Origin of the sequence: Coraliomargarita parva (assembly GCF_027257905.1) — a bacterium.
GTDB lineage: Bacteria > Verrucomicrobiota > Verrucomicrobiia > Opitutales > Coraliomargaritaceae > Coraliomargarita_A > Coraliomargarita_A parva.
Map to the genome: position 1 here is coordinate 22,812 of NZ_JAPZEI010000009.1, position 19,754 is coordinate 42,565.

Consider the following 19,754-nt stretch of genomic DNA (forward strand, 5'->3'; position numbering starts at 1 on the left):
AGAATCATCGGTGAGATTGGGCTGGGCGATGGAGGGAGCTTGGCACTGGCCCTGCTAGGGGCGATCCATGAAAAAATCATTATTGTCCATGGGGCTCGCCTTGGCGGGGCTGTGTGCGTCCGTCCTGTACGGCGAGCCGTCGAAGGTGTTTGACCAGATCAAGCAGGCGGCCAGTCCCGACGAATTGTACGCCTTGCTGTATGCGGTACCCAAGGGCGGAGACCTGCACCACCATGGTGGCGGCAGTATGCCGATGGAGTATGCTTTGGATTACTATCTGGATGCGGAGCGCAATGGCGGGCGCCAGTTTTACATTCGCACGCGGATCGAGGCCTGTCCGGAGCATCGGCTGCGTCCGGAGGTGATGTATCATGTGCTTGGGGAGTGGGACTGGAAGGCGCTCGATCCCTGTCTCCAGAAGCAGTTCAAACTGGTGACGGAATTGACGGAGGCGGAGCAGGCGGCCTGGCTTTCAGACCTGAAGATCGATCAGGAAGGCGAAGGGCGTGACGAATTTTTTGAAAAGATCTGGTGGCGGATGGGGCCGGTGTTCAACGACCTGTCGGTCGGGCCGGACCTGCTGGTTGAAAATATGAAAGCGATGGGCAAGGAGGGGCTGCGTTATATCGAGATGCAGGTGATTCCCTGGTCGCACACCGACGCGGAAGGCAATCCGGTCAGCGCGGAACTTTGGTATGAAACCTACAAGAAGCGGCTGGCCCAACCTGATGCGCTTGCGACCGGTGTGACGATGCGCTTCCAGGTGGTGATCATCCGCTTTCTGCCCGAAGCGGAGGATCACGTGCGCCGCGCTTTTGAATTTATCGACAAGCATCGCGACCTATTCGTCGGCATCAACATGGCGGGGCGCGAAGACGAGGGCAAGGGACAGGCCGCACGCTTTACCGAAGTCTACCGCGAAATGCAGCGTCTGTATCCCAAGATCCCCTTGGCGATTCATGCCGGGGAGGCGGACGAGGGGAATTCCAACATCCGCGACACCTTGGCGCTGGGGGCCGACCGTATCGGGCATGGCCTCAACTTGCTGAAGGATACCGACACCTACCTGCTCATGCGACAGAACCAGTACATGGTGGAAGTGAACCTGGTGAGCAACAAGCTGCTCGAGTATGTGCCGGACCCGATGCAGCATCCCTTTCCGGTTTTGCTGCGCACGGGCATCCCCGTCTCGCTCAATACGGATGACCGCGGCATGTGGGACTCCACCTTTACTGACGAGTATTACTCGGCTGTGCGTTACTACAACCTGAGCTGGGAGGAGCTGGTTAAAGTGGGACGGGACAGTCTCGTTTACTCCTTTCTGGAGCCGTCCAAGAAAGCCGAACTGATGGCGGACTACGATGCCGCGGTTCTGGAATTTGAAAGTACCTACCTGACCGAAGACTGGCGTGATGCAGTCCAGGACGTGGATGTGACAGTGTCCAACTACGGTAAGGAAAACTTCGGCTTAACTTCGGCCGTCAACCTCGGAGACCCCATCGAATAATGAAACGCTCACGACTCTTTCGTCTTTTCTATTTACTGCCGCTTATCTGCATCGGGTTGCTGCAAAGCGCTCGGGCTGAAACTGAGGCCTCGTCGACCGGGCCGATTCTTGTGCTGGGTGCCGTGCCGCAGGAGGTCCCTTTTCTGGTCGAGCGCTTGGAGGATGCGTCGTCGGGCGAGCTCTACGGCTTTCCTTACTGGCAGGGCCGGATCGGCGCGAACGAGGTGGTGATCTCGTTGACAAGTGTCGGCAAGACCCAGACCGGCATGTGCACCGCGCTCTTCATCCAGCATTTCAAGCCGTCGGTTGCCTTTATGACCGGAACCGCCTCGCGCATCAATCACGCGAAACGGACGGGCGATGTCGTCTTACCCAAAGAGGTATTTATTCATGACTACGGCAGCCTAACGGAGACGGATATCGATTGGGGCCAATTCTATAAACCGGGAACGCGGGAAAAGTTGCCCTTCATGATGGCAGTCGACGCCGGGATGCGCACGACGGCTGCGGAATTGATCCAGTCATACGAGCCGCACGAAGTCACCGTTGATGGCGAAAGCTACTCCGTTACGATTGATATGGATACGATTGTCGCGTCGTCCGATGCCTTTGGCGTGCGACAGGCACGCATCGATAAGCTAAGGGCGGAGAAGGTTGATCTGATGGAAATGGAGTCGGCTCCCTTTGCTATGGTCTGCTTACAGATGGAGACGCCATACTTGATCGTGCGTGCGGGGAGTAACCTATCGCAGCCTAAGCCGAATAATGACTATTTGGTCTATGGCCCGATCGCGGCGCTTTCCGCGCAGAAGTTGACCTATTACCTGTTGACGCAGTGGCCGGAGCTTAACTAGCTAACTCGCATTCGTGCAATTCGGCCTCTTTCGATCCAACAAACCTTTTCCTGTCCAAAAGTGGCCGGGCTATTATGGTTGGATGGTCTTGATCGCCGGCACCGCCGGAATGGCTGCGGCGATCCCCGGCAGTCCACCGGGGATGGGGGTCTTCATCGACCAGATGATGGAGGCGCTCTCGATGGACCGTTCGCAATTTTCGCTGGCCTACACATTCGGCACCGTGTTTGCCGGGCTTTCGGCGCCTCTGGCTGGACACTGTGTCGATCGCTACGGAGCCCGTAAAGTCGCCTGTCTCGGCTTTGCTCTGCTGGGCTGTGTGCTGGTTTACACCGGCTTGCTGCAGCATATTACGTCAGTTCTGCCTGCCGGGAGCTTGCATGCTATCCTGAGTTTTGGCCTGGTCTTCATCGCGTTTGCAGGGATCCGTTTGATCGGCGTAGGGCTGTGCATGACGGCTTGTCGCTCGATGATTTTCAAATGGTTTGAAGGGCGGCGTGGCTGGGCGGCGGCCATCAATGGGGTGGTGCTCTCACTGAGTTTTTCCTCCGCCCCGGTCTTTCTGAACGGAGTTGTGCTGGCGGTTGGCTGGCAGCTTGCCTGGATGTATACGGGGGTATTTTTCGCCGTCGCAATGACGATCTGGGCGTATTTGTTTTTTCGTGACAGCCCCGAGTCATGCGGTGTCGAGGTCGAGCAGGTAAAGTCGAAAGGCTCCCGCACGCGCATCCCGGTGGTGCGGGATTTTCGGGGTTCGGAAGCGCTCCGGACCGCTGCATTTTGGATCTTTACCTCCGGGTTGGCTTTGAACGCGCTGATCGGAACGGGGGTGTCTTTCCACTTTATTGCGATTGCCGAGCTCGAGGGATTGGGGCGCCAGACTGCGGTCAACCTGTTTCTCTACATCGCGATCTTCCACATCAGCACGACTCTGATAATGGGCGCACTCAGCTCGCGTTTCCCGATGAAGTATTTACTCATGCTCATGGTCGGTGCGCAGGCGGCTTCCTTGATCGGGGTGCTGAATCTATCCGACGCCTTTTGGCGCTGGGTCTATATCGCGGGGAACGGTGTGGCCTGGGGGAGTTTCGGGATACTGATCAATGTGCCCTGGCCGCGCTTCTTCGGCCGACTTCATCTGGGCTCGATCAATGGCTGGGTGACGGGGGCCACGGTCGCGACGAGCGCACTGGGCCCCTATCTCTTCGGCTTGCTGGCAGAGAAGACCGGTAGCTTCGGTCCGGCCTGCTGGATTTGCATCGCGGTCTCTCCGCTGGTTCTGGTTGCCGCCATCTTTGCCGATAATCCGCAGGGGAAGGCTGAAGGGGAAGGCTGAGGGCTGAAGAGGGAGGTTTGGTGGTGTGCGGGGATTGTGAACAGAATGATGCTTACAACGGTGTTAGGTAGGCAGAATGATTCTTACAACCGTGGGGATGTGATGTTTGTAGGGCTTCCTATTTCGAGGGGGCGGGACGGATATCGCTATCCGTCCGGGAGGACTCTGGATCGCAGGCTGATGTCGATGGTCTGTCGAGGAAGGCTGAAGGAACAGTCCTGAAATCTGAACGGTGCGTACCCCTCCGTCTGCGTCAGACGCAGCCACCTCCCCCGCGTGCAGGGGAGGAGTTTTTATTGGGTAGCGGCGTGTGTCCCCACACGCCACAGTGCTGTGTTGATTCGGGGTGCAGTTGTTTAGTCATCGACGTGACCGCCGATGCTACGGGTGGCGAACCACCCCGTCTGCCGCTTAGGCGGCATCCACCCCTCCTGCCAAGGAGGGGAACATTGAGGGCGGGATGCCCTTCGACTCGCCGCGGACATGCGGAAGCATGCCCCTCCATATCGTAGGCGAAAGATGCAGACTTGCGTGTCCCTCCATTTGGTTGGTTCGCGATTTGGGCTCGGAAATTCCTGGAGGGGGCTACTTGTCTTTGCCGATCCAGCCCTTGCGCCAGAAGTAGAAGGCGAGGCCGCCGGTCATGCTCAGGCAGATGCCCCAGAAGACGAAGTAGGAGTAGTGCCAGGCGAGTTCGGGGATGTATTCGAAGTTCATGCCATAGACCCCGGCGACGAAAGTGATGGGGATGAAGAAGGAGGCCATGATGGTGAGGACCTTCATGATTTCGTTCATCTTGTTGCCGACGGAAGACTGGTAGAGGTCACTGAGTCCCGAAGCGGTATCCCGGTAGGTTTCGAGCAGGTCGATGACCTGCATGGTATGGTCCTGCACGTCGCGGTAGAAGGTGCGCAGGTCGGGGTGGATCAGGCCGGATTCGTCCCGGTAGAGTTGGTCGACCACTTCGCGGATGGGCCAGAGGGCGCGCCGCTGGAGCGAAAGGTCGCGCTTCATCGCGAAGAGGCGTTGCTGGCTCTTGGTGCTGGGCTCCTTGAGGATTTCCATTTCGAGGTCTTCCATGGCGATTCCGTAGCCCTCGAGCAGCGGGAACAAGTGGTCGACGATGGAGTCGAGCAGGGCATAAAAGAGGTAGTCCGCCTTGTAGGTGCGAAAACGTCCGGCGGGATTTTCCAAGCGCTTGCGGACCGGACCGAAGACATCGCCGACTTCCTCCTGGAAGGAAATCAGCACATCCTCAAAGAGAAAGAAACTGATTTGCTCGTTCTTCAACTGGTCACCGACCAGTTGGATCTGGCGGGCCACGACGAGCAAGTGGTCCTCGAAGGCTTCGAACTTGGGTCGCTGGTAGGTGTTGAGCACGTCTTCGGCGGAGAGGGTATGGATGCCGTAATGCTTGCACAGCTTGTCCACGACGCTGGGCTTGAGGCCGTCCACATTGATCCAGCGCACATGATGCGGTTCATGGCGGGGGCAGGCGAGGGCCTCCTCTACCGAGTCAAATTCGCGGCTTTCCAACTTTTCCGGACCATAGTCGAGGATGGTGATCCGCACCGGGACCTCGTGGTCCGCCTCGTGCTTGAGGTAATGCTCGATGCCGGGGGCTGTGCCGGGTTCCGGAGTTTTGGTCGGGGTGAGGCTGGAGGCAATCGGCTGGAAGACGCCCTTGCCGATCCCTTTGATGGTCGAGGTCAGAAAACCTGCGGTTTTGAAAATCGCACCCGAGGTGGCTTGGGCGACTTCCTTGGCTGAATCGAGGGGCTGTTTCACGGTACTGAGTCTGCATCGAAGTGAGCGGATCGCAATCTGTATCTGTATTCGACGGCTGACTTTTGCCTACGCAGGCGACGGAAAACAATCTGGTTCTTAGCATTAAATCTGCTACGTTAGCCCTTATGAAAATCCGGATGCCAAGCCTGACGACGCAGATCGTCACTGGCCTCATCGCCGGGATCCTGGTGGGGCTTTTCTTTGGGGAGATGGCGGCGGGTCTGGAAGTGATCGGCACCGTGTACGTGCGGCTGCTGCAGATGACGATCCTGCCGTACATCATGTTCTCGTTGATCGTGGGCTTCGGTTCGCTCAGTTACGATCGGGCCTGGCTCCTCGCCAAGCGGGCGGGGGTGGTATTGCTTGCTTTCTGGCTGGTTGGCCTGTCGGTGGTGGTGCTGATGGCGACGACCTTTCCCGACCGGCAGTCCGCGACCTTCTTCAATCCGGGCATGGTCAGTCCGGCGGAGCCGGTCTCCCTGGTCCAGATGTTCGTGCCTTCAAACCCCTTTGAGGCGCTGGCCACGAGTGCGATCCCCGCAGTGGTCCTTTTCAGTATCCTCTTCGGCTTGGCCCTTATCGCCGTGCCCAAGAAGGAAGCCGTACTGGATGTTTTCGGCGTGATTGCGGGCACGCTGCAGCGGGTCACCGGGTTCGTGGTGAAGACCACGCCTCTCGGGGTGTTTGGTCTCACCGCATCGGCCGCGGGCACGCTCGACGGGGATGACATCATCCGCCTGCAGGCTTACTTCGTCACCTACATTAGCTGCTGCCTCTTCCTTTCCTTCGCCGCGTTCCCGGTACTGATGTCGATGGTCACTGCCTTTAGCTACCGGCAGGTTTTGCGGGTTTCGAAGAATGCGCTGATCACGGCATTCACGACCGGAAATCTATTTGTCGTGCTGCCTATCCTGATCACGGATTGCCAGAAAATGTTCAAGGAGACCTGTCCGGAGGCCGAGAACGCCAAATACTACATCGATATTCTGGTCCCGGTGACCTTTAACTTTCCCAACATGGGGAAGCTGACCGCGCTCCTCTTTATTTTCTTCGGTGCCTGGTTTATCGGCGATCCCCTGCCTTACAGCCATTACCCACAGACGGTGGCGACCGCGCTGCCGGTGTTTTTCGGGGGAATCGATATCGCCGTGCCCTACATGCTGCAGATCGAAGGCTTACCCACAGATCTGTTTTCACTGTACGTCCTCTCCGGAATCATCAACGGGCGTTTCGCCACACTGCTGGCCTGCATGGAACTGCTCTGCATCACCTTGATCTCGGTCTCGTCCCTGGTCGGGCAATTGCGCATACAGCCGCGCCGTATGCTCCTCGGCCTCGGTGCGATGTCGGTTGCCGCTGGTACCATGGTGCTCTCGATCAGCCTCTTTCTCGACAAGGTGGTTCCCTCGGCGAACCAGCAGGCTGAGTTCGCGGCCAATATGTCGGTCATCAAACTGATGCCGGACCGGGTCTTTGAAAGCCCGCCGGATTTGGCAAAGCCGCCGGTTGACACGGCCCTTGAGTTGGAGCCGGGGCATGACAAGCCGGGCTTGTTTGCGCGTTTATTCGGTGTGGATGAGCCTGATTATGGGGACGCTGCTCCGACGGATCCGAGCCCGAAAAAGCTCACACGGGATCAACGTATCCTGCGGGTCGGTTTCTTTTCTGACAACCAGCCCTGGTCCTATTTTAATGAAGAAAGCAATCTGGTGGGCTATGATGTCGAAGCGGCGCACCGACTCGCGCATCATCTGGGCTGTGCCATCCTTTTTTATCCACTCTCCCCTAAGGACGCGCATCTTTATCTGGATGCCGGCGAAATTGACCTGCTGATGTCGGGTGTGCCGATCACGGCTTACGATATCCGGAAGTATACCTTCTCCGACGATTACCTGCGTCTGCATCTCGCGCTACTCTTTCCCGATGATCCGGAATCGAAAGATCGCTTTTCCAGCATTGAAAAGTTGAAGGCCTTTTCCGGGCTTTCGGTGGGCTATGTGCCGCCCAGTCCGTTCATTCCCAATATTCGGGCCCTCCTGCCGACCGCGGAACTGATCGAATACGATAGTTATTCCGATTACTTCACGGATGTGGAGACGCAGGAGGATGCGAGCGTCGAGGTACTCTATACTTCGGCGGAAGCAGCATCGTTACTTTCGCTCCTGCATCCGGGCTACAAGTTGAATGTGTATCCACAGCATTCCGGCTATAACTTGGCCTATGCCGTGAATCCGAACGATCCGGATTTCCTCGTCTTCCTGAACCAATGGCTTGCGCTGGAGCGGCAGTCGAAAGCGGCGGAGCAGAGCTATAACTATTGGATCCTGGGAAATCCCCGGGAAGACCGGGCGCCCCGCTGGTCGGTTGTACGCGACGTGCTGGGCTGGGGGAAGGATTAGGGCTGAGATTAAGGCTGAGGCCTGACGAAGCGCGTCCCTTCACTATGTCTGCGCATCGTGAAGGTAGGGGAGAACAGAAAGATTTGTGACAGAATGATTCGAGCAGTTGTGTGTTTTGAAACCACGAATGCACACGAATGGGCACGAATGCTTACAACTCCGCATTCTATTTTGAGTGGTAGGGACGGATATCCCTATACGTCCGAGAGGCCTGAGAGCTGAAGTTGGAGGACCCCTCCGTCTGCGACAAGCGCAGCCGCCTCCCCTTGAAAAGAGGAGGAGCTTTTTTGGGATCCTCCACCTGGAGTGAATCGTGAGGCACCCTTACTAAACGCGTTGCCATCAGGACCAAACCACACACTCAAACTCCTCTCCTGCGTGTCCCGTCTTCGTCTAAGACTACGCCGAACCAGAGAGGAGGCGTTTCTATTGGGTAGCGGCGTGAGTCTCACACGCCACAGTACGGTGTGGATTTCATTTTGAATTCATCGAAGCTTCACATTGCCAACACATAGGAGCGATAGCCTGTGGCATGAAATCTCCAAACTGGCCCCTTGTTCGCTTTGTCTGCAGTCTTGTTTTCGCTTCTGTTATCATTTGTGCCGCCCTGGCGTTTTGCATCTATCCGGCCGCAGTGATTGTGCGGACCTTGCAGGACGATAGCTTGCGCGAGACCGGGTATAGCGAGTCGGTGACAGGCTGGTTCCGGGACGTGTCCGGCCGACAACGTGACTGGGCGCGCAAGTATCTCGATACCGGCCGGGCCGGAAAGGTTGCGGCCTTTGAAGTGGCGGAGACGGAATGGCCGATGTTTGGCTCCGTCTTCTATTTGCTTACCGCGGAGCAGCTTGTCTCCGAAGGACGGCTCGATCCCGAAGACCCCGTGATTGCGGAGACGCTGGTGCTCTCTGCAGAGATTATCGCATCGCCTGAAACCGCCACCTGGGTTCGGAAGAAGTGGGGCGCTGATTATTTGGAGCGCGAGAACCTTTTCTACCGGATGCTGCTGATCATGGGCTTGTCCTCCTACGAGTCGGTAACGGGGGACCGGCAGTATCACCAACTGATGGCTGAACAAAGTGAAAGCCTGGCAGGTGAGATCATGGCGGCGCGGTATCATCTGGTCGACGACTATCCGGGTGAATGCTACCCTAACGACATTCTCTGGGCAGTGGCTGCGATCCAACGGGCCGGATATTTGACCGGGGCGAACTACGATGGGCTGGTCGAGAGCCTGATGGCTACCTTCAATCGGGAACCGGTACTGGTGCAGGGGCTGCCTGCCGCCCAGATGAACAGCCGGCTCGGGTTCGCCAACCAGGATCCCCGTGGTTGTGCCAACTCTGGAATACTCATGCTTGCCGCCGAACTGGACATCGGTATCGCCCGGCAATGGTACGGGCAGTATGAGGCTGATTTTTGGAAGGACAACGGCTGGTTTGCTGGATTTACCGAGCTGCGGCGCGGCTCGTCCGAGCAGCTCTCGGATGTCGACTCAGGGCCGGTACTCCTTGAGTTCGGCTCCGTTGCCTCGGCTTTCGGTATTGGTGTGGCCAATACACTTGGGCGGCTGGATCACTCGGTTCCGCTTACCTACGAGGCAATCGCCTGTTCCTGGCCGACACCATTCGGGTTTGCCGTTCCGCAAGCCATGGGCTGGATGGCGGTTGACAGCCGGAGCCTGGGGGAGGTGGCGCTGCTCTTCTGCATGACCCGGCCTGCCATGGTTGAATCCCGAGCCTCCTATGAGGGCGATATACCGGGAATTGTCTGGTTGATGCTGGCGGGATACCTGAGCGTGGGGAGCCTGTTTCTATTCATGGAGGTTCGTGGCATGCGGCGAGCCTGGCGTAGGCACTTTGGGAGCGGGAAATAGCGCGATGAGCCGGACTTCTCATTACGATTTCACACAGGGTTCATAATCTTCTCAAAGAGGGACGTTAGTCTGGTTACATGAATAAGATCCTTACTCTCATTGTCGCGGTACTCGCCTGCAGTGTGGTACGGGCGAATCCACAGCTGAATTCCGCCCGTGTGACCTTGCCCTACAGCGAACTCTCTCGCTTGTTGGAACAGGCCTACGCGCCGGCCGAGCCTGTGCTTGAGGAAGCGCCGAAGCCACCGGTCGCACTGATTGTCCATTCGGCCAATTACCGTTTTCACGAGGATACCGATGGCACCGGCTTACTCGAAGCGGCATTTGATGTCTCGAACTTGTCGGAAGACTGGCAACTGCTGCCCTTGGTTCCGTCCGGATCCTCGGTGAGGGCAGTGGAGCCCGATACGATTCGGTTGGTCGAGACACAGGGGCAACTGGCCCTGCTGCTTGAACCGGGCAGTCGCCTGAGTGTGAGTTTGGAGATGCTGGGGAACGCCGGTAGCAGTCAGGAGGAGGCGCTTATTGGCTTTGATGCTATTCCCGCGGCACAGAGCCGCTTGAGCATCGAACGGTCCGGTACGGAAGGACTGCTTCGTGTGAGCGGGGCGGTGGCCGGCAATGCCGATGGGACGGAATACGGTCTTCCTTCCGCGGGAGGTCGCGTCGAGCTGCGCCTTTTTGAGCCTGAGGCACTGGTGCCAGCCGCGTGGCAAGGCCAGGCCGCCTACTGGGCACGGATCGAAGGCGATGCCTTGCTCGTGGACTGCCGGTTGCGGCTGACCTTGGCGAACAATGGGCGTAGCTCCGGGCTCAGGCTCCGTCTGCCCGTATCAGCGGAAATCCGTTCGCTGGACAGCGAAGCCCTGACACAATGGAAGCGGGTGGAGACGACGAAGTCCGGGCAGGATCTGCAGCTCGACTGGGAGGAAGACTCGGCTACGACACGCCGTATCGCGGTCGCCTACGAATTGCCGCTCGATCTCGGTGCCGAATCCTGGCTGTTGCCTGCGGTGCAGGTGGAGGCCGCCTCTGCCCTGAATGAGGCCTACTATCTCTCGGCCCTGGATGGGTACGCACTGTCACCCGTTTCGGGTGAATGGTCGATCTTGGAAAGGCTGCCGCAATGGTTGCCGGTCGAAACGAGGGGTGCGGGCCTTCACTACGTGGAGCTGCGGGGCGGCGGCGAGTTGCGTGTGTCCGCTACGGGGCTGCCAAAACTTAAAGTATCGGAAACCCGGATACAAAAAGCAATCTACCGTTCGGAACTTGTGGCGGAGGGCGGGATGCTGCACGAGGCCAATGTGCGGGTCGAGCATGCAGGGCGTGACGCCTATGATTTCAAGTTGCCCGAAGGTAGCCGCCTGATCGCCTGTTCGGTGGGTGGCCGGAAGGCCGACCCTCAATTGCTTCCCGACGGATCGCTGCAGCTGATCCTATCCGGCGGGGCGGGGGCGAGCGAGGTGACCTACAGCTACACGACCAGCGGCGAAAAGATGAATCCGGTCGAAGGGAAGGTGGAGGTGGTTTTACCCATGACCTCGCTGTTCACTCGGCGGGTGGACTGGAGTGTGCAACTGCCCTCCGAATACGACGCCACGGCGGTGGAAGGCAATATCCGGGTGGAGGCTGGCGGGGGCCGCGGACAAGCGGTACGGCTGAGCAAGCAACTCTGTCTCGGCGAAGTGCCCCATGCGGCGATCTACTACACCCGCAGTGACCTGAGAGACTGATTTTTACTTTCACTACGAACATCAACCGAACGAACGCATGAAATACAAAAAACTGACATTCACATCACTGCTCGCCATCGGCCTGATCTACCTCTGTGTGGGGGTGGCTTGGTTCCTCCTCGGCGGGGCCATCAGCTTCCGGACCAGTGACCGTTCCGGTCCTCTGGCCCGCGAAGTCGTTCAGTCATGGGGGCCGGAGCTGCGGCAGATGCACCCGGAGGCCTGGTACCAGGCCCCATCGGGTCAAGAGGGCGGGCAAGCCGTACGGATCGAGTCGAGCGATATCGACGTGAAGTTCCAATTCGAGCCCGTCCGTAAGGGCCTGCTCTGGTACCGCAGCTATGCGATGCAGTTCCAAGCGAACTACCGCATCCCGAATCCCACGCCCATCGCGCAAACGGTCTATGTGTCCTTTCGGCTTCCCTCGGCGGATGCCAGCTACAATGGCTTCCGTTTCGACCTGGAAGGCTCGGAGAGCGACGATGTGATTCCGAAGCAGGGCCTGATCACGCAGGTGGTGGTCATTCCTGCGGAGAGCTCGGTCCCGCTAGTCGTGGCCTATGAAACGCGCGGCCTGAACCGCTGGGACTATTCTCTCGGCAACGCGCCGCGGGTGCGTGATTTCAAGCTGTCGATGACGACGGATTTCGCTAAGATCGACTTTCCCGTCGGCACCGCCTCGCCCACCAGCCGTCAGCGGCAGGGCAAGGGATGGGCCCTGGCCTGGGACTATCCGGATGTGATCGGTGCACAGCCCATAGCGATGGACATGCCCAAAGTCCTGAATGCGGGGCCGGTGGCCAGCCGGATCAGTTTCTTCGCCCCGGTGTCGCTGCTCTTCTTTTTTGCCGTGCTCCTGATTCTTGGATCTGTATCCGGAATAAACCTACATCCGATGAACTACTTCTTCCTCGCCGCCGGTTGTTTCGCTTTCCAGCTCCTCTTCGCCTACACTGTGGATATCTTTCCCCTGCATTTCTGCTTCCTGCTTTCGGCTGCGGTTTCGATCGCACTGGTCTGCGGCTACCTGCATGCGGTGGCGGGCAAGCGCTTGACACGCATCGCGCTTCCGGCGCAGCTGATCTACATGATCCTGTTCAGCTACAGCTTCTTCTTTGACGGGCTGAGCGGGCTGACGATTACGGTGGGGGCCATCGGTACGCTGGCCGTCCTGATGATTGCGACGGCGAAGGTGGACTGGTCGGAGGTCTTTGTTTTCCGCCGGGCCAGAAAGGTCGGCTTCCCGCCCCCGATGCCGGAAGTATAGGCCGGTGTCATCCGTGGCTTGCTCCGGCGTGGCGCTGGGGCAAGCCACTTGCTTTTGATGAGTTTTGTGTCGCAGTCAGTGCCCTGATCCCAAGTATGGAAACAATGAATCCGAAATGTATGCCGGAAGCTTCGGCGAAGCAGGTATCCCGTATTCTGGTGGTGGAGGACGAACCCTCGATCCGGGACAGTATCGTCTATGCGCTGGAGTCCGAAGGCTATGCGGTGGACTGGACGGCATCCGGCGTCGAGGCGCTCGAGTTGGCGGAAGCGGATGGCTATGCGCTGGTCGTGCTGGATGTCGGCCTGCCGGACCGCAACGGCTTTGATGTCTGCCGTGACTTGCGGGGGTTCAGTCAAGTGCCGGTGATCTTCCTGACAGCCAGGGCCTCGGAGATCGACCGGGTGGTGGGGCTTGAGATCGGCGCGGATGACTATGTGACCAAGCCCTTCAGCCCGCGTGAGCTGACGGCGCGTGTCCGTGCGAACATTCGGCGTGCGCAGCTGAGCGTTCCGGTCGCCGTGTCCGGTACCGAGGGGGGCGCGACGGATTCCCCCTTCGTCATTGATGTGGACCGATGGGAGTTGCGTTATTTCGGCGAGGTACTGTCTTTGGCCCGCTACGAGTTCCGTTTGCTTGCCGCGCTGGTGGAAAAGCCGGGCCGGGTGTATACGCGGGCGCAGTTGATGGATGTGGCCTGGGAAGAGCCGGAGGCCTCGATGGAGCGCACGGTGGATACGCATATTAAAAGCCTGCGGGCGAAGCTGAAGCAGGTGCGGCCCGAATTCGATCCCATCCGGACGCACCGCGGTATCGGGTACTCCCTGAAGGAAGACTGGTGAGCTTGACCTTTCGCATATTGATCAGTTTTGCACTGATCGCCTTGGCGGCCTACTACCTCTTGCTGAATCCCGTGGTGGACCGGGTGGAGCGCCAGTACTTGGAAGCCGCGGAGGAGCCGATGGTCGACGCGGCGAATATCCTTGCGTCCATGCTTTCTGTGCCGGACGCGGATGCGGTCATTGTTCCGGAACCGTTCCGCCTGGGGATGAGCCAAGTAAAGGAGCGGCTGATCCACGCCCAGATCTACAACCTGATGAAGGAGGAGATCCTGATGGACTTCTATGTCACCGATGCGGACGGGCGACTCGTCTATGATTCCGGCGGGCAATACGAATCCGGTCTCGACATGAAGGTGCATCGGGATGTCCGTCTGACCCTGGACGGGCGTTACGGGGCCCGCTCCACCCGGACGGACGAGTCGGTGTCGACCTCTTCGGTCATGTATGTCGCCGCACCCATACTTCACGGTGATGCGATCGCCGGTGTCCTCAGTGTCTACAAGCCGCAAAAGAGCATGTTGCTCTTTATCGAGGAGACAAAGCGCCACCTCCTGTACCTCGGAATCCTGGCGACTGTGCTGTTCATGTTGTTGGGGATTTTGTTGTCGCGGTGGGTGACCTCCCCGCTTCGCCGGCTGACGGATTATGCGGACGCGGTTTCCCGTGGCGAGCGCTCGAGCCTGCCGGCCTTGCCGGGCTATCATTTGCGGGTCCTTGGCGAGACCACCGAAGCGATGCGTGAGGCTCTCGAAGACAGGAAGTATGTGGAGTCTTATGTACAGTCCCTGACTCATGAGATGAAATCGCCGCTGGCAGGCATCCGGAGTGCGTCGGAGCTGTTGGAGGAGGATCTGCCGCCGGCTCAGCGGGATCGTTTCCTCGGGAATGTCCGGGCCGAGTCGGAGCGCCTGCAGGCTTTGATCGATCAACTGCTGGCCTTGTCCTCGTTGGAAAACCGGAAGGGCTTGGGCAGCCCGACTCAGATCGATATGGCCTCGGTCGTCGCTCGAGTGGTGAATCACTATGAGTCGAATGCGCAAGGGCGCGGGTTGGCCTTCGTACTCCGGCTGGAGTCAGGGCTGAAAGTATTGGGGGAGGAATTCCTGTTGGAGACGGCGGTCAGTAATTTGTTGCAGAATGCGGTCGATTTCTCCCCCGAGGGCGGCCAGATCGAGGTTGGCCTGGACCGGCATGCGGGGCAGGTTCGTTTACGTATCCAAGACGAGGGTACAGGCATTCCCGAATATGCACTGTCCCGGATCCATGACCGGTTTTACTCGCTGCCTCGCCCCGGGACGGAACGGAAAAGTTCTGGCCTGGGGCTCTGTTTTGTACGTGAATCGGTCGCACTGCACGGAGGCCGGATGGAGATCCGTAACCGTGAGGACGGGTCCGGAGTCTTGGCGAGTCTGGAAATTCCCCTCGTGCCGGGGCGATGAAGCGTAAAGTCGAGCGGCATTCGTGGAAGCCGGGGAGAAATTCGCTTTCGGCTTCGAAGAGCTCTTCCGCCATCTTTCACCCGGTTGTAGATGTTGCCGTATCTACGGAATGGGGTGTAAATGTGATGTTGTTGCTTTGACGCTGGCTCGACAGGCCTTTATCAGAGGTTTAAGTTTAAGATATGTCTGACAAAAATGTGATCTCGTTTGAGCGGGGCGGATTTCATGACCTGCGCATGGCCTATGTTGGTTCAGAGAGCTGGAAGGGGCCGGATTACCACTGGCAGAATGAGGGCCGGGAGGGGGCGCATGCGATCATCCAGCTCACTCGAAAGGGGCGCTGCTTCATCGACGACTCACAGGGCCGCCACTATGTGCCTGCCGGTTCGGCCTTTATTGTCGAGGTGCCAAGTGAGACGGCTTACGGCTATGTGCCGGGAGATACCGATCCCTATGAATTGGATTTCATTGCCATGTTTGGGGAGCTGGCGATCCGGTTTGTACGTGATTTAAGGGCATTCTACGGACCGGTGTTCGAGCTGTCCCGGCGTCCGGAGAGCTTGGCTTTTTTTCGTCAGATCATGCAGAAGTTCAAGCACAACGGATTTCGTGACCGCTATGAAGAATCCTCTCTACTCTATCAGTTCCTGAGCTCGTTGTATCGTGAGGCGAACCAAGCGGTGACGCGCGGGGATTCGGTGGCTGCATGCTACCAGCGGATCCAAAGCCGCTACCGGGAGCAGGCGAATATCAACGAGATCGCGTTGGATGCCGGGCTGTCGCGGGAGCATCTGGCCCGGAGTTTCCAAGCGCGGTTCGGGCAGTCGCCTTCACGTATGCTGCGCGAGCTACGGATGCGTGAAGCACGCTTGATTCTTCAATCGGGGGTGCAGGACTTGGAGTCGGTTGCCGCAGCCGTGGGTTTCTCGGATGTGCGTACCTTGAAGCGCTACCTCTGATACCTCAGCTCTCTTCCGGCATCTCCCGGAAGAAGACACCGGTTTTACCCACGCCGCCGGCATATTCACAGCCGAGCTTTTCGGGAATGGCCTGACAGTATTCCTTGATGATGTTCCGGTCGCCCTCGAAGCGGATCTTGATCAAGCCGTTCTTGGCCAGTGCGGTATCGATTTCCTTCAGTACACTCTCACTCAAGCCCTTCTGCCCGATATGTACATGCGGCTTCAAGCGCTGGGCGAGGCCACGGAGTTCTTTCTTTTCGGCACTGGTGAGGGGCGTTGGATTCATCACGGGAAGGTCTTGGAAGTGGAGGGAGCGTACTTTGTTTTCTGTGGTTTGTGGCAGAGACCGTCGGATGTCTAGAGCAAACTCAACCTTGTTTGGGGGCGCAAGTTCCTGCACTACGATGTACCGTCGGCCGTCTTGTCAGGCCACCGACACCACGACAGGGCCGCTTTGACTGGTCGAGGTTGCGGCTGCCTGAAGGAAAAGCGCTTCGTTGGCTTCGGCATAAGCTTCATAGAGGTCACGGGGGAGGCAAGTCCTCGCATTTTGATTGGTGCCACGGCGCAGAGGGCCGGCAGTTACGCGGTTCAATCCGTGGAGCATGTGGTCGAAGCGTTCGAGGACCGTGGCGATCCTTCGATCCGAGCAGTCAATGTTGACCCATGCGGCGATGGTTTTTAACTGCTCAGCCGAGAACGGGCGTGTCTCCCCGTAGATGACGATCAGTATCCGGTCCGGCTGTTTCGCCTGATAGTGCAGGGCGGCCTCCACGTGGGCACGCCATTCGCGCTCGCATTGTGCCGCAAATTGCCGGAAGGCTTTACCTGTGAGCGGGGCTTTGGCGCCTTTCTGGAAGATCCAGTAGGAGGCGAGCACGGCGGGGAAGCGTCTCACCGGGTAGACGATACGCGGGCCGGCGGGCTGATAGAAGGCCCGGTCATGATGGGTGCGAATGACCGGGGTGCAGTCGGCCGGAAGGATGTCGGGCAGTGCGTTAGCCCGGTAAAAGGCATGGGATCCGGTAGCGGGAATGTCGGGGATCTGTTGAGCTTCGGAGATCTGGGACTGCAGGGTGATATCAAAATACTGCTGACTGCGCTCCGAGGGGGTGACGAGTGCGGGGAGGAGCGGGCAAAGCAGCCAGCGCGAACCGCTCCGCGGATAGCTGATGATCAAATGCGCCTGCCTGGGGATCCGGGCTTTAAGCTCCGGCGCCAGTGGCATGAAGCCTTCTTCGGTCGTCCGAACAGAGGTACGCTTGGGTTCCGGCGCAGTGGAACGCTTTCGTATTTTTCCGAGCAAGCGATGGGCGAATGACTGCATTTCCGGGTAGAACTAACCGCATATAAGCTAGTGTATTCCATTTAGGCAATGCGAAAGCGTTAGACGGGATGTTGGGAAGGCTGAGGGATGTTGGGAAGGCTGAGACTTGAAACCTGAAACCTGACGAAGCGCGTCCCTGCATCATGTCTGTGCATCGTGGAGGTCGGGGAGAACAGAATGATTATGGACAGGATGATGCTTACTACGGTGTGAGGTAGGCAGAATGATGGAAGGCAGAATGATTCGTGCACACCGTTCTTATAGTCTGTCCCTTGGTGTTCCCCTCAAAGTCTTCGACCAACCTCCTTTAGTCCGTGCCATTCACTATGAACCACAAAAAAGCCCCGCGGATGCGGGGCTTTGGGAAAGGGAACTTGGACGTGTGCTTAATCCTTGGGATCCGGGAGGGTCTTGGACGCGATGTTTTCGAGCAGCTCAGTGAGGAACTCGCCGACCGGCTTGGTGCCTTCCAGTGCCTTGTTGGCGCGTGAGTTGACTGCAACCTTGCCTTCTTCGGCCTCGCGCTTACCCAGGACGAGGAAGTGCGGGACCTTGTCGACGTGGCACTTGCGGATCTTGGCGCCGAGTTTGTCGGCCACGGCATCGACGGTCACGCGGATCTTGGCGGCCTTGAGCAGGGCTTCGATTTCGCGTGCCTGAGGCACCAGGTCATCGTTCATCGGCAGGATGCGCACCTGTTCCGGAGCGAGCCAGGTCGGGAAGTTGCCGGCGAAGTGCTCAATGAGGACGCCGCAGAAGCGTTCCATCGAGCCGAAGGGGGCGCGGTGGATCATGACCGGGCGGTGCTTCTCATTGTCGGCTCCGATATAGTGGAGATCGAAGCGCTCGGGCAGGTTGTAGTCGACCTGCACGGTACCGAGTTGCCATTCGCGGCCGATGACGTCCTTGACCACGAAGTCGATCTTCGGACCGTAGAAAGCGGCCTCGCCGGGCTCTTCGACAAAGTTCACGCCGAGGGTCTTGGCGGCTTCGCGCAGGGCGTTTTCCGCGCGGTCCCACTTTTCGGCCTCGCCGACATACTTGGAGGAGTCGGGGTCGCGGAGACCGATGCGCACACGGTAGTCACTCATGCCGAGTGTGTTGAAGACCAGCTTGACCAGGTCAAGGCAGCCGGCGATTTCGGCTCCGATTTGATCTTCGGTGCAGAAGAGGTGGGCGTCGTCCTGGGTGAAGCCGCGTACACGGGTCATGCCGTTCAGCTCGCCGGATTGCTCCCAGCGGTAGACCGTGCCGAACTCCGCGAGGCGGACCGGAAGGTCGCGGTAGGAGTGGGGCTGGCTGGCGAAGATCTTGATGTGCATCGGGCAGTTCATCGGCTTGAGCAGGTAGCCGTCGATCTCACCCGAATCGAGCTTGTTGGACAGGTCCGCGCAGGAGCAGCCCTGGTGTGCGAGTTCCTCGACCGTGCCGGGCTCGACGATGGGAGGGAACTGCGACTCCTTGTAGTAGGGGAAGTGTCCGGAGGTGCGGTAGAGTCCGAGCTTGCCGATGTGCGGCGTGAAGACCTGGTCGTAGCCGGTCTTGCGCAGTTCTTCGGCGATGAAATTCTGCAGTTCGGTACGGATGACCGCTCCGTTCGGAGTCCAGAGGATCATGCCGGAACCGACCGCGTCATCGATATGGAAGAGCTTCAGCTCCTTGCCGAGCTTGCGGTGGTCACGGGCCTTGGCTTGCTCGAGGCGTTCCAGATACTGCTCGAGTTCCTCCTTGCTGGCGAAGGCGGTGCCGTAGATGCGTTGGAGCTGCTTGTTGTTCTCGTCCCCGCGGTGATAGGCCCCGGCGATGTTGAGCAGCTTGAAGGCCTTGATCTTCTTGGTGTAGTTGACGTGTGTCCCGGCGCAGAGGTCGATGAACTCACCGTTCTGGTAGAAACTGATGGCTTCGCCCGCCGGAATGTCGTCCAGACGGCCGAGCTTATAGCGCTCCTGTCCGATCGCCTTGATCTTTTCGACCGCTTCCTCGCGGGAGCATTCGATACGCTCGAATTTCTGGTTTTCCTTGATGACCTTCTTCATCTCGGCCTCGAGGGCCTCGAGGTCGGAGGCATCGAGTTTCTTGTCCAGATCGATGTCGTAGTAGAAGCCATTCTCGGTGGGAGGTCCGATATCGAGCTGGGTTTCCGGGTGCAGACGGAGAACCGCAGTGGCCAGCACGTGCGAGCAGGAGTGTCGGAGTTCCTCAAGTGGAGACATGTCTTTCATGATTGCAGAAAATTAAAGGGAAGGAGTCAGACCCCTTGAGCTTTTGAGTCAATGCCGGATTCGTCGTCGGCTGGTTTAGCATTTTGTAGCTGCCCGTGTTACACGATGATAGTGGACATTCGGAATTCAGCTAGCTTTGCGTACTCGTGCGGAGCGCTTCTAGCCGGTATCCGGGACATGAAAAAGCCCGGATCAGCAGGCT

14 protein-coding genes are annotated in these 19,754 nt (G+C 58.5%); 10 read left to right on the forward strand and 4 right to left on the reverse strand.

The genetic code is table 11. The annotated features are described in order from the left end of the window. The first annotated feature begins 67 nt into the window (after positions 1-67). Genes O2597_RS13595 through O2597_RS13605 form a run of 3 tightly spaced genes read left to right on the forward strand, consistent with a single transcriptional unit; the run spans position 68 to position 3,697 of the window. Complete coding sequence (locus O2597_RS13595; protein ID WP_269525733.1) at positions 68-1,507, forward strand: adenosine deaminase family protein; 1,440 nt, start codon at positions 68-70, stop codon at positions 1,505-1,507. Continuing rightward, entirely contained in the window at positions 1,507-2,361 is an 855-nt protein-coding gene (mtnN, locus tag O2597_RS13600) for a 5'-methylthioadenosine/S-adenosylhomocysteine nucleosidase (RefSeq protein ID WP_269525735.1), read from the forward strand. The genes O2597_RS13595 and mtnN overlap by 1 nt, the downstream gene beginning before the upstream one ends. 13 nt (positions 2,362-2,374) lie before the next feature. Continuing rightward, positions 2,375-3,697, forward strand: coding sequence for an MFS transporter (locus O2597_RS13605; RefSeq protein ID WP_269525737.1), 1,323 nt, complete (start codon positions 2,375-2,377; stop codon positions 3,695-3,697). A 585-nt stretch (positions 3,698-4,282) separates the two neighbouring features. Here the strand turns inward: O2597_RS13605 and corA are convergent. Continuing rightward, entirely contained in the window at positions 4,283-5,485 is a 1,203-nt protein-coding gene (gene corA / locus O2597_RS13610; protein WP_269525739.1) for a magnesium/cobalt transporter CorA, read from the reverse strand. Between the two features lie 125 nt (positions 5,486-5,610). On the opposite strand from corA, the gene O2597_RS13615 reads away from it, so the two are divergent. The 7 genes from O2597_RS13615 to O2597_RS13645 all read left to right on the forward strand — a co-directional run bounded on the left by O2597_RS13615 (position 5,611) and on the right by O2597_RS13645 (position 16,000). Next, a complete protein-coding gene (locus O2597_RS13615) occupies positions 5,611-7,884 on the forward strand; it encodes a cation:dicarboxylate symporter family transporter (protein ID WP_269525741.1) in 2,274 nt (757 codons plus the stop codon). Between the two features lie 532 nt (positions 7,885-8,416). Next, complete coding sequence (locus O2597_RS13620) at positions 8,417-9,760, forward strand: hypothetical protein (protein ID WP_269525743.1); 1,344 nt, start codon at positions 8,417-8,419, stop codon at positions 9,758-9,760. Positions 9,761-9,837: 77 nt separating this feature from the next. Further along, positions 9,838-11,493, forward strand: a complete 1,656-nt coding sequence (locus O2597_RS13625) for a hypothetical protein (RefSeq protein WP_269525745.1) — start codon at positions 9,838-9,840, stop codon at positions 11,491-11,493. A gap of 37 nt (positions 11,494-11,530) precedes the next feature. Then, positions 11,531-12,760 carry an inner membrane CreD family protein gene (locus O2597_RS13630; RefSeq protein WP_269525747.1) on the forward strand — a complete coding sequence of 410 codons (1,230 nt, stop codon included), beginning with the start codon at positions 11,531-11,533 and terminating at the stop codon, positions 12,758-12,760. A gap of 104 nt (positions 12,761-12,864) precedes the next feature. Continuing rightward, complete coding sequence (gene creB / locus O2597_RS13635; RefSeq protein ID WP_269525749.1) at positions 12,865-13,602, forward strand: two-component system response regulator CreB; 738 nt, start codon at positions 12,865-12,867, stop codon at positions 13,600-13,602. Then, complete coding sequence (gene creC / locus O2597_RS13640) at positions 13,599-15,041, forward strand: two-component system sensor histidine kinase CreC (protein WP_269525751.1); 1,443 nt, start codon at positions 13,599-13,601, stop codon at positions 15,039-15,041. Before creB ends, creC begins: the two co-directional genes overlap by 4 nt. Before the next feature lie 182 nt (positions 15,042-15,223). Further along, complete coding sequence (locus tag O2597_RS13645) at positions 15,224-16,000, forward strand: helix-turn-helix domain-containing protein (RefSeq protein ID WP_269525753.1); 777 nt, start codon at positions 15,224-15,226, stop codon at positions 15,998-16,000. A 4-nt stretch (positions 16,001-16,004) separates the two neighbouring features. Here the strand turns inward: O2597_RS13645 and O2597_RS13650 are convergent, their stop codons facing one another. The 3 genes from O2597_RS13650 to thrS form a co-directional block, all read right to left on the reverse strand. Next, a complete protein-coding gene (locus O2597_RS13650) occupies positions 16,005-16,289 on the reverse strand; it encodes a YhbY family RNA-binding protein (RefSeq protein ID WP_269525755.1) in 285 nt (94 codons plus the stop codon). A 138-nt stretch (positions 16,290-16,427) separates the two neighbouring features. Then, complete coding sequence (locus O2597_RS13655) at positions 16,428-17,330, reverse strand: sulfotransferase domain-containing protein (RefSeq protein ID WP_269525757.1); 903 nt, start codon at positions 17,328-17,330, stop codon at positions 16,428-16,430. A gap of 386 nt (positions 17,331-17,716) precedes the next feature. Continuing rightward, positions 17,717-19,552 (reverse strand): threonine--tRNA ligase, encoded by a 1,836-nt coding sequence (gene thrS, locus O2597_RS13660; protein WP_269525759.1) that lies wholly within the window; start codon positions 19,550-19,552, stop codon positions 17,717-17,719. Positions 19,553-19,754: the final 202 nt, after the last annotated feature.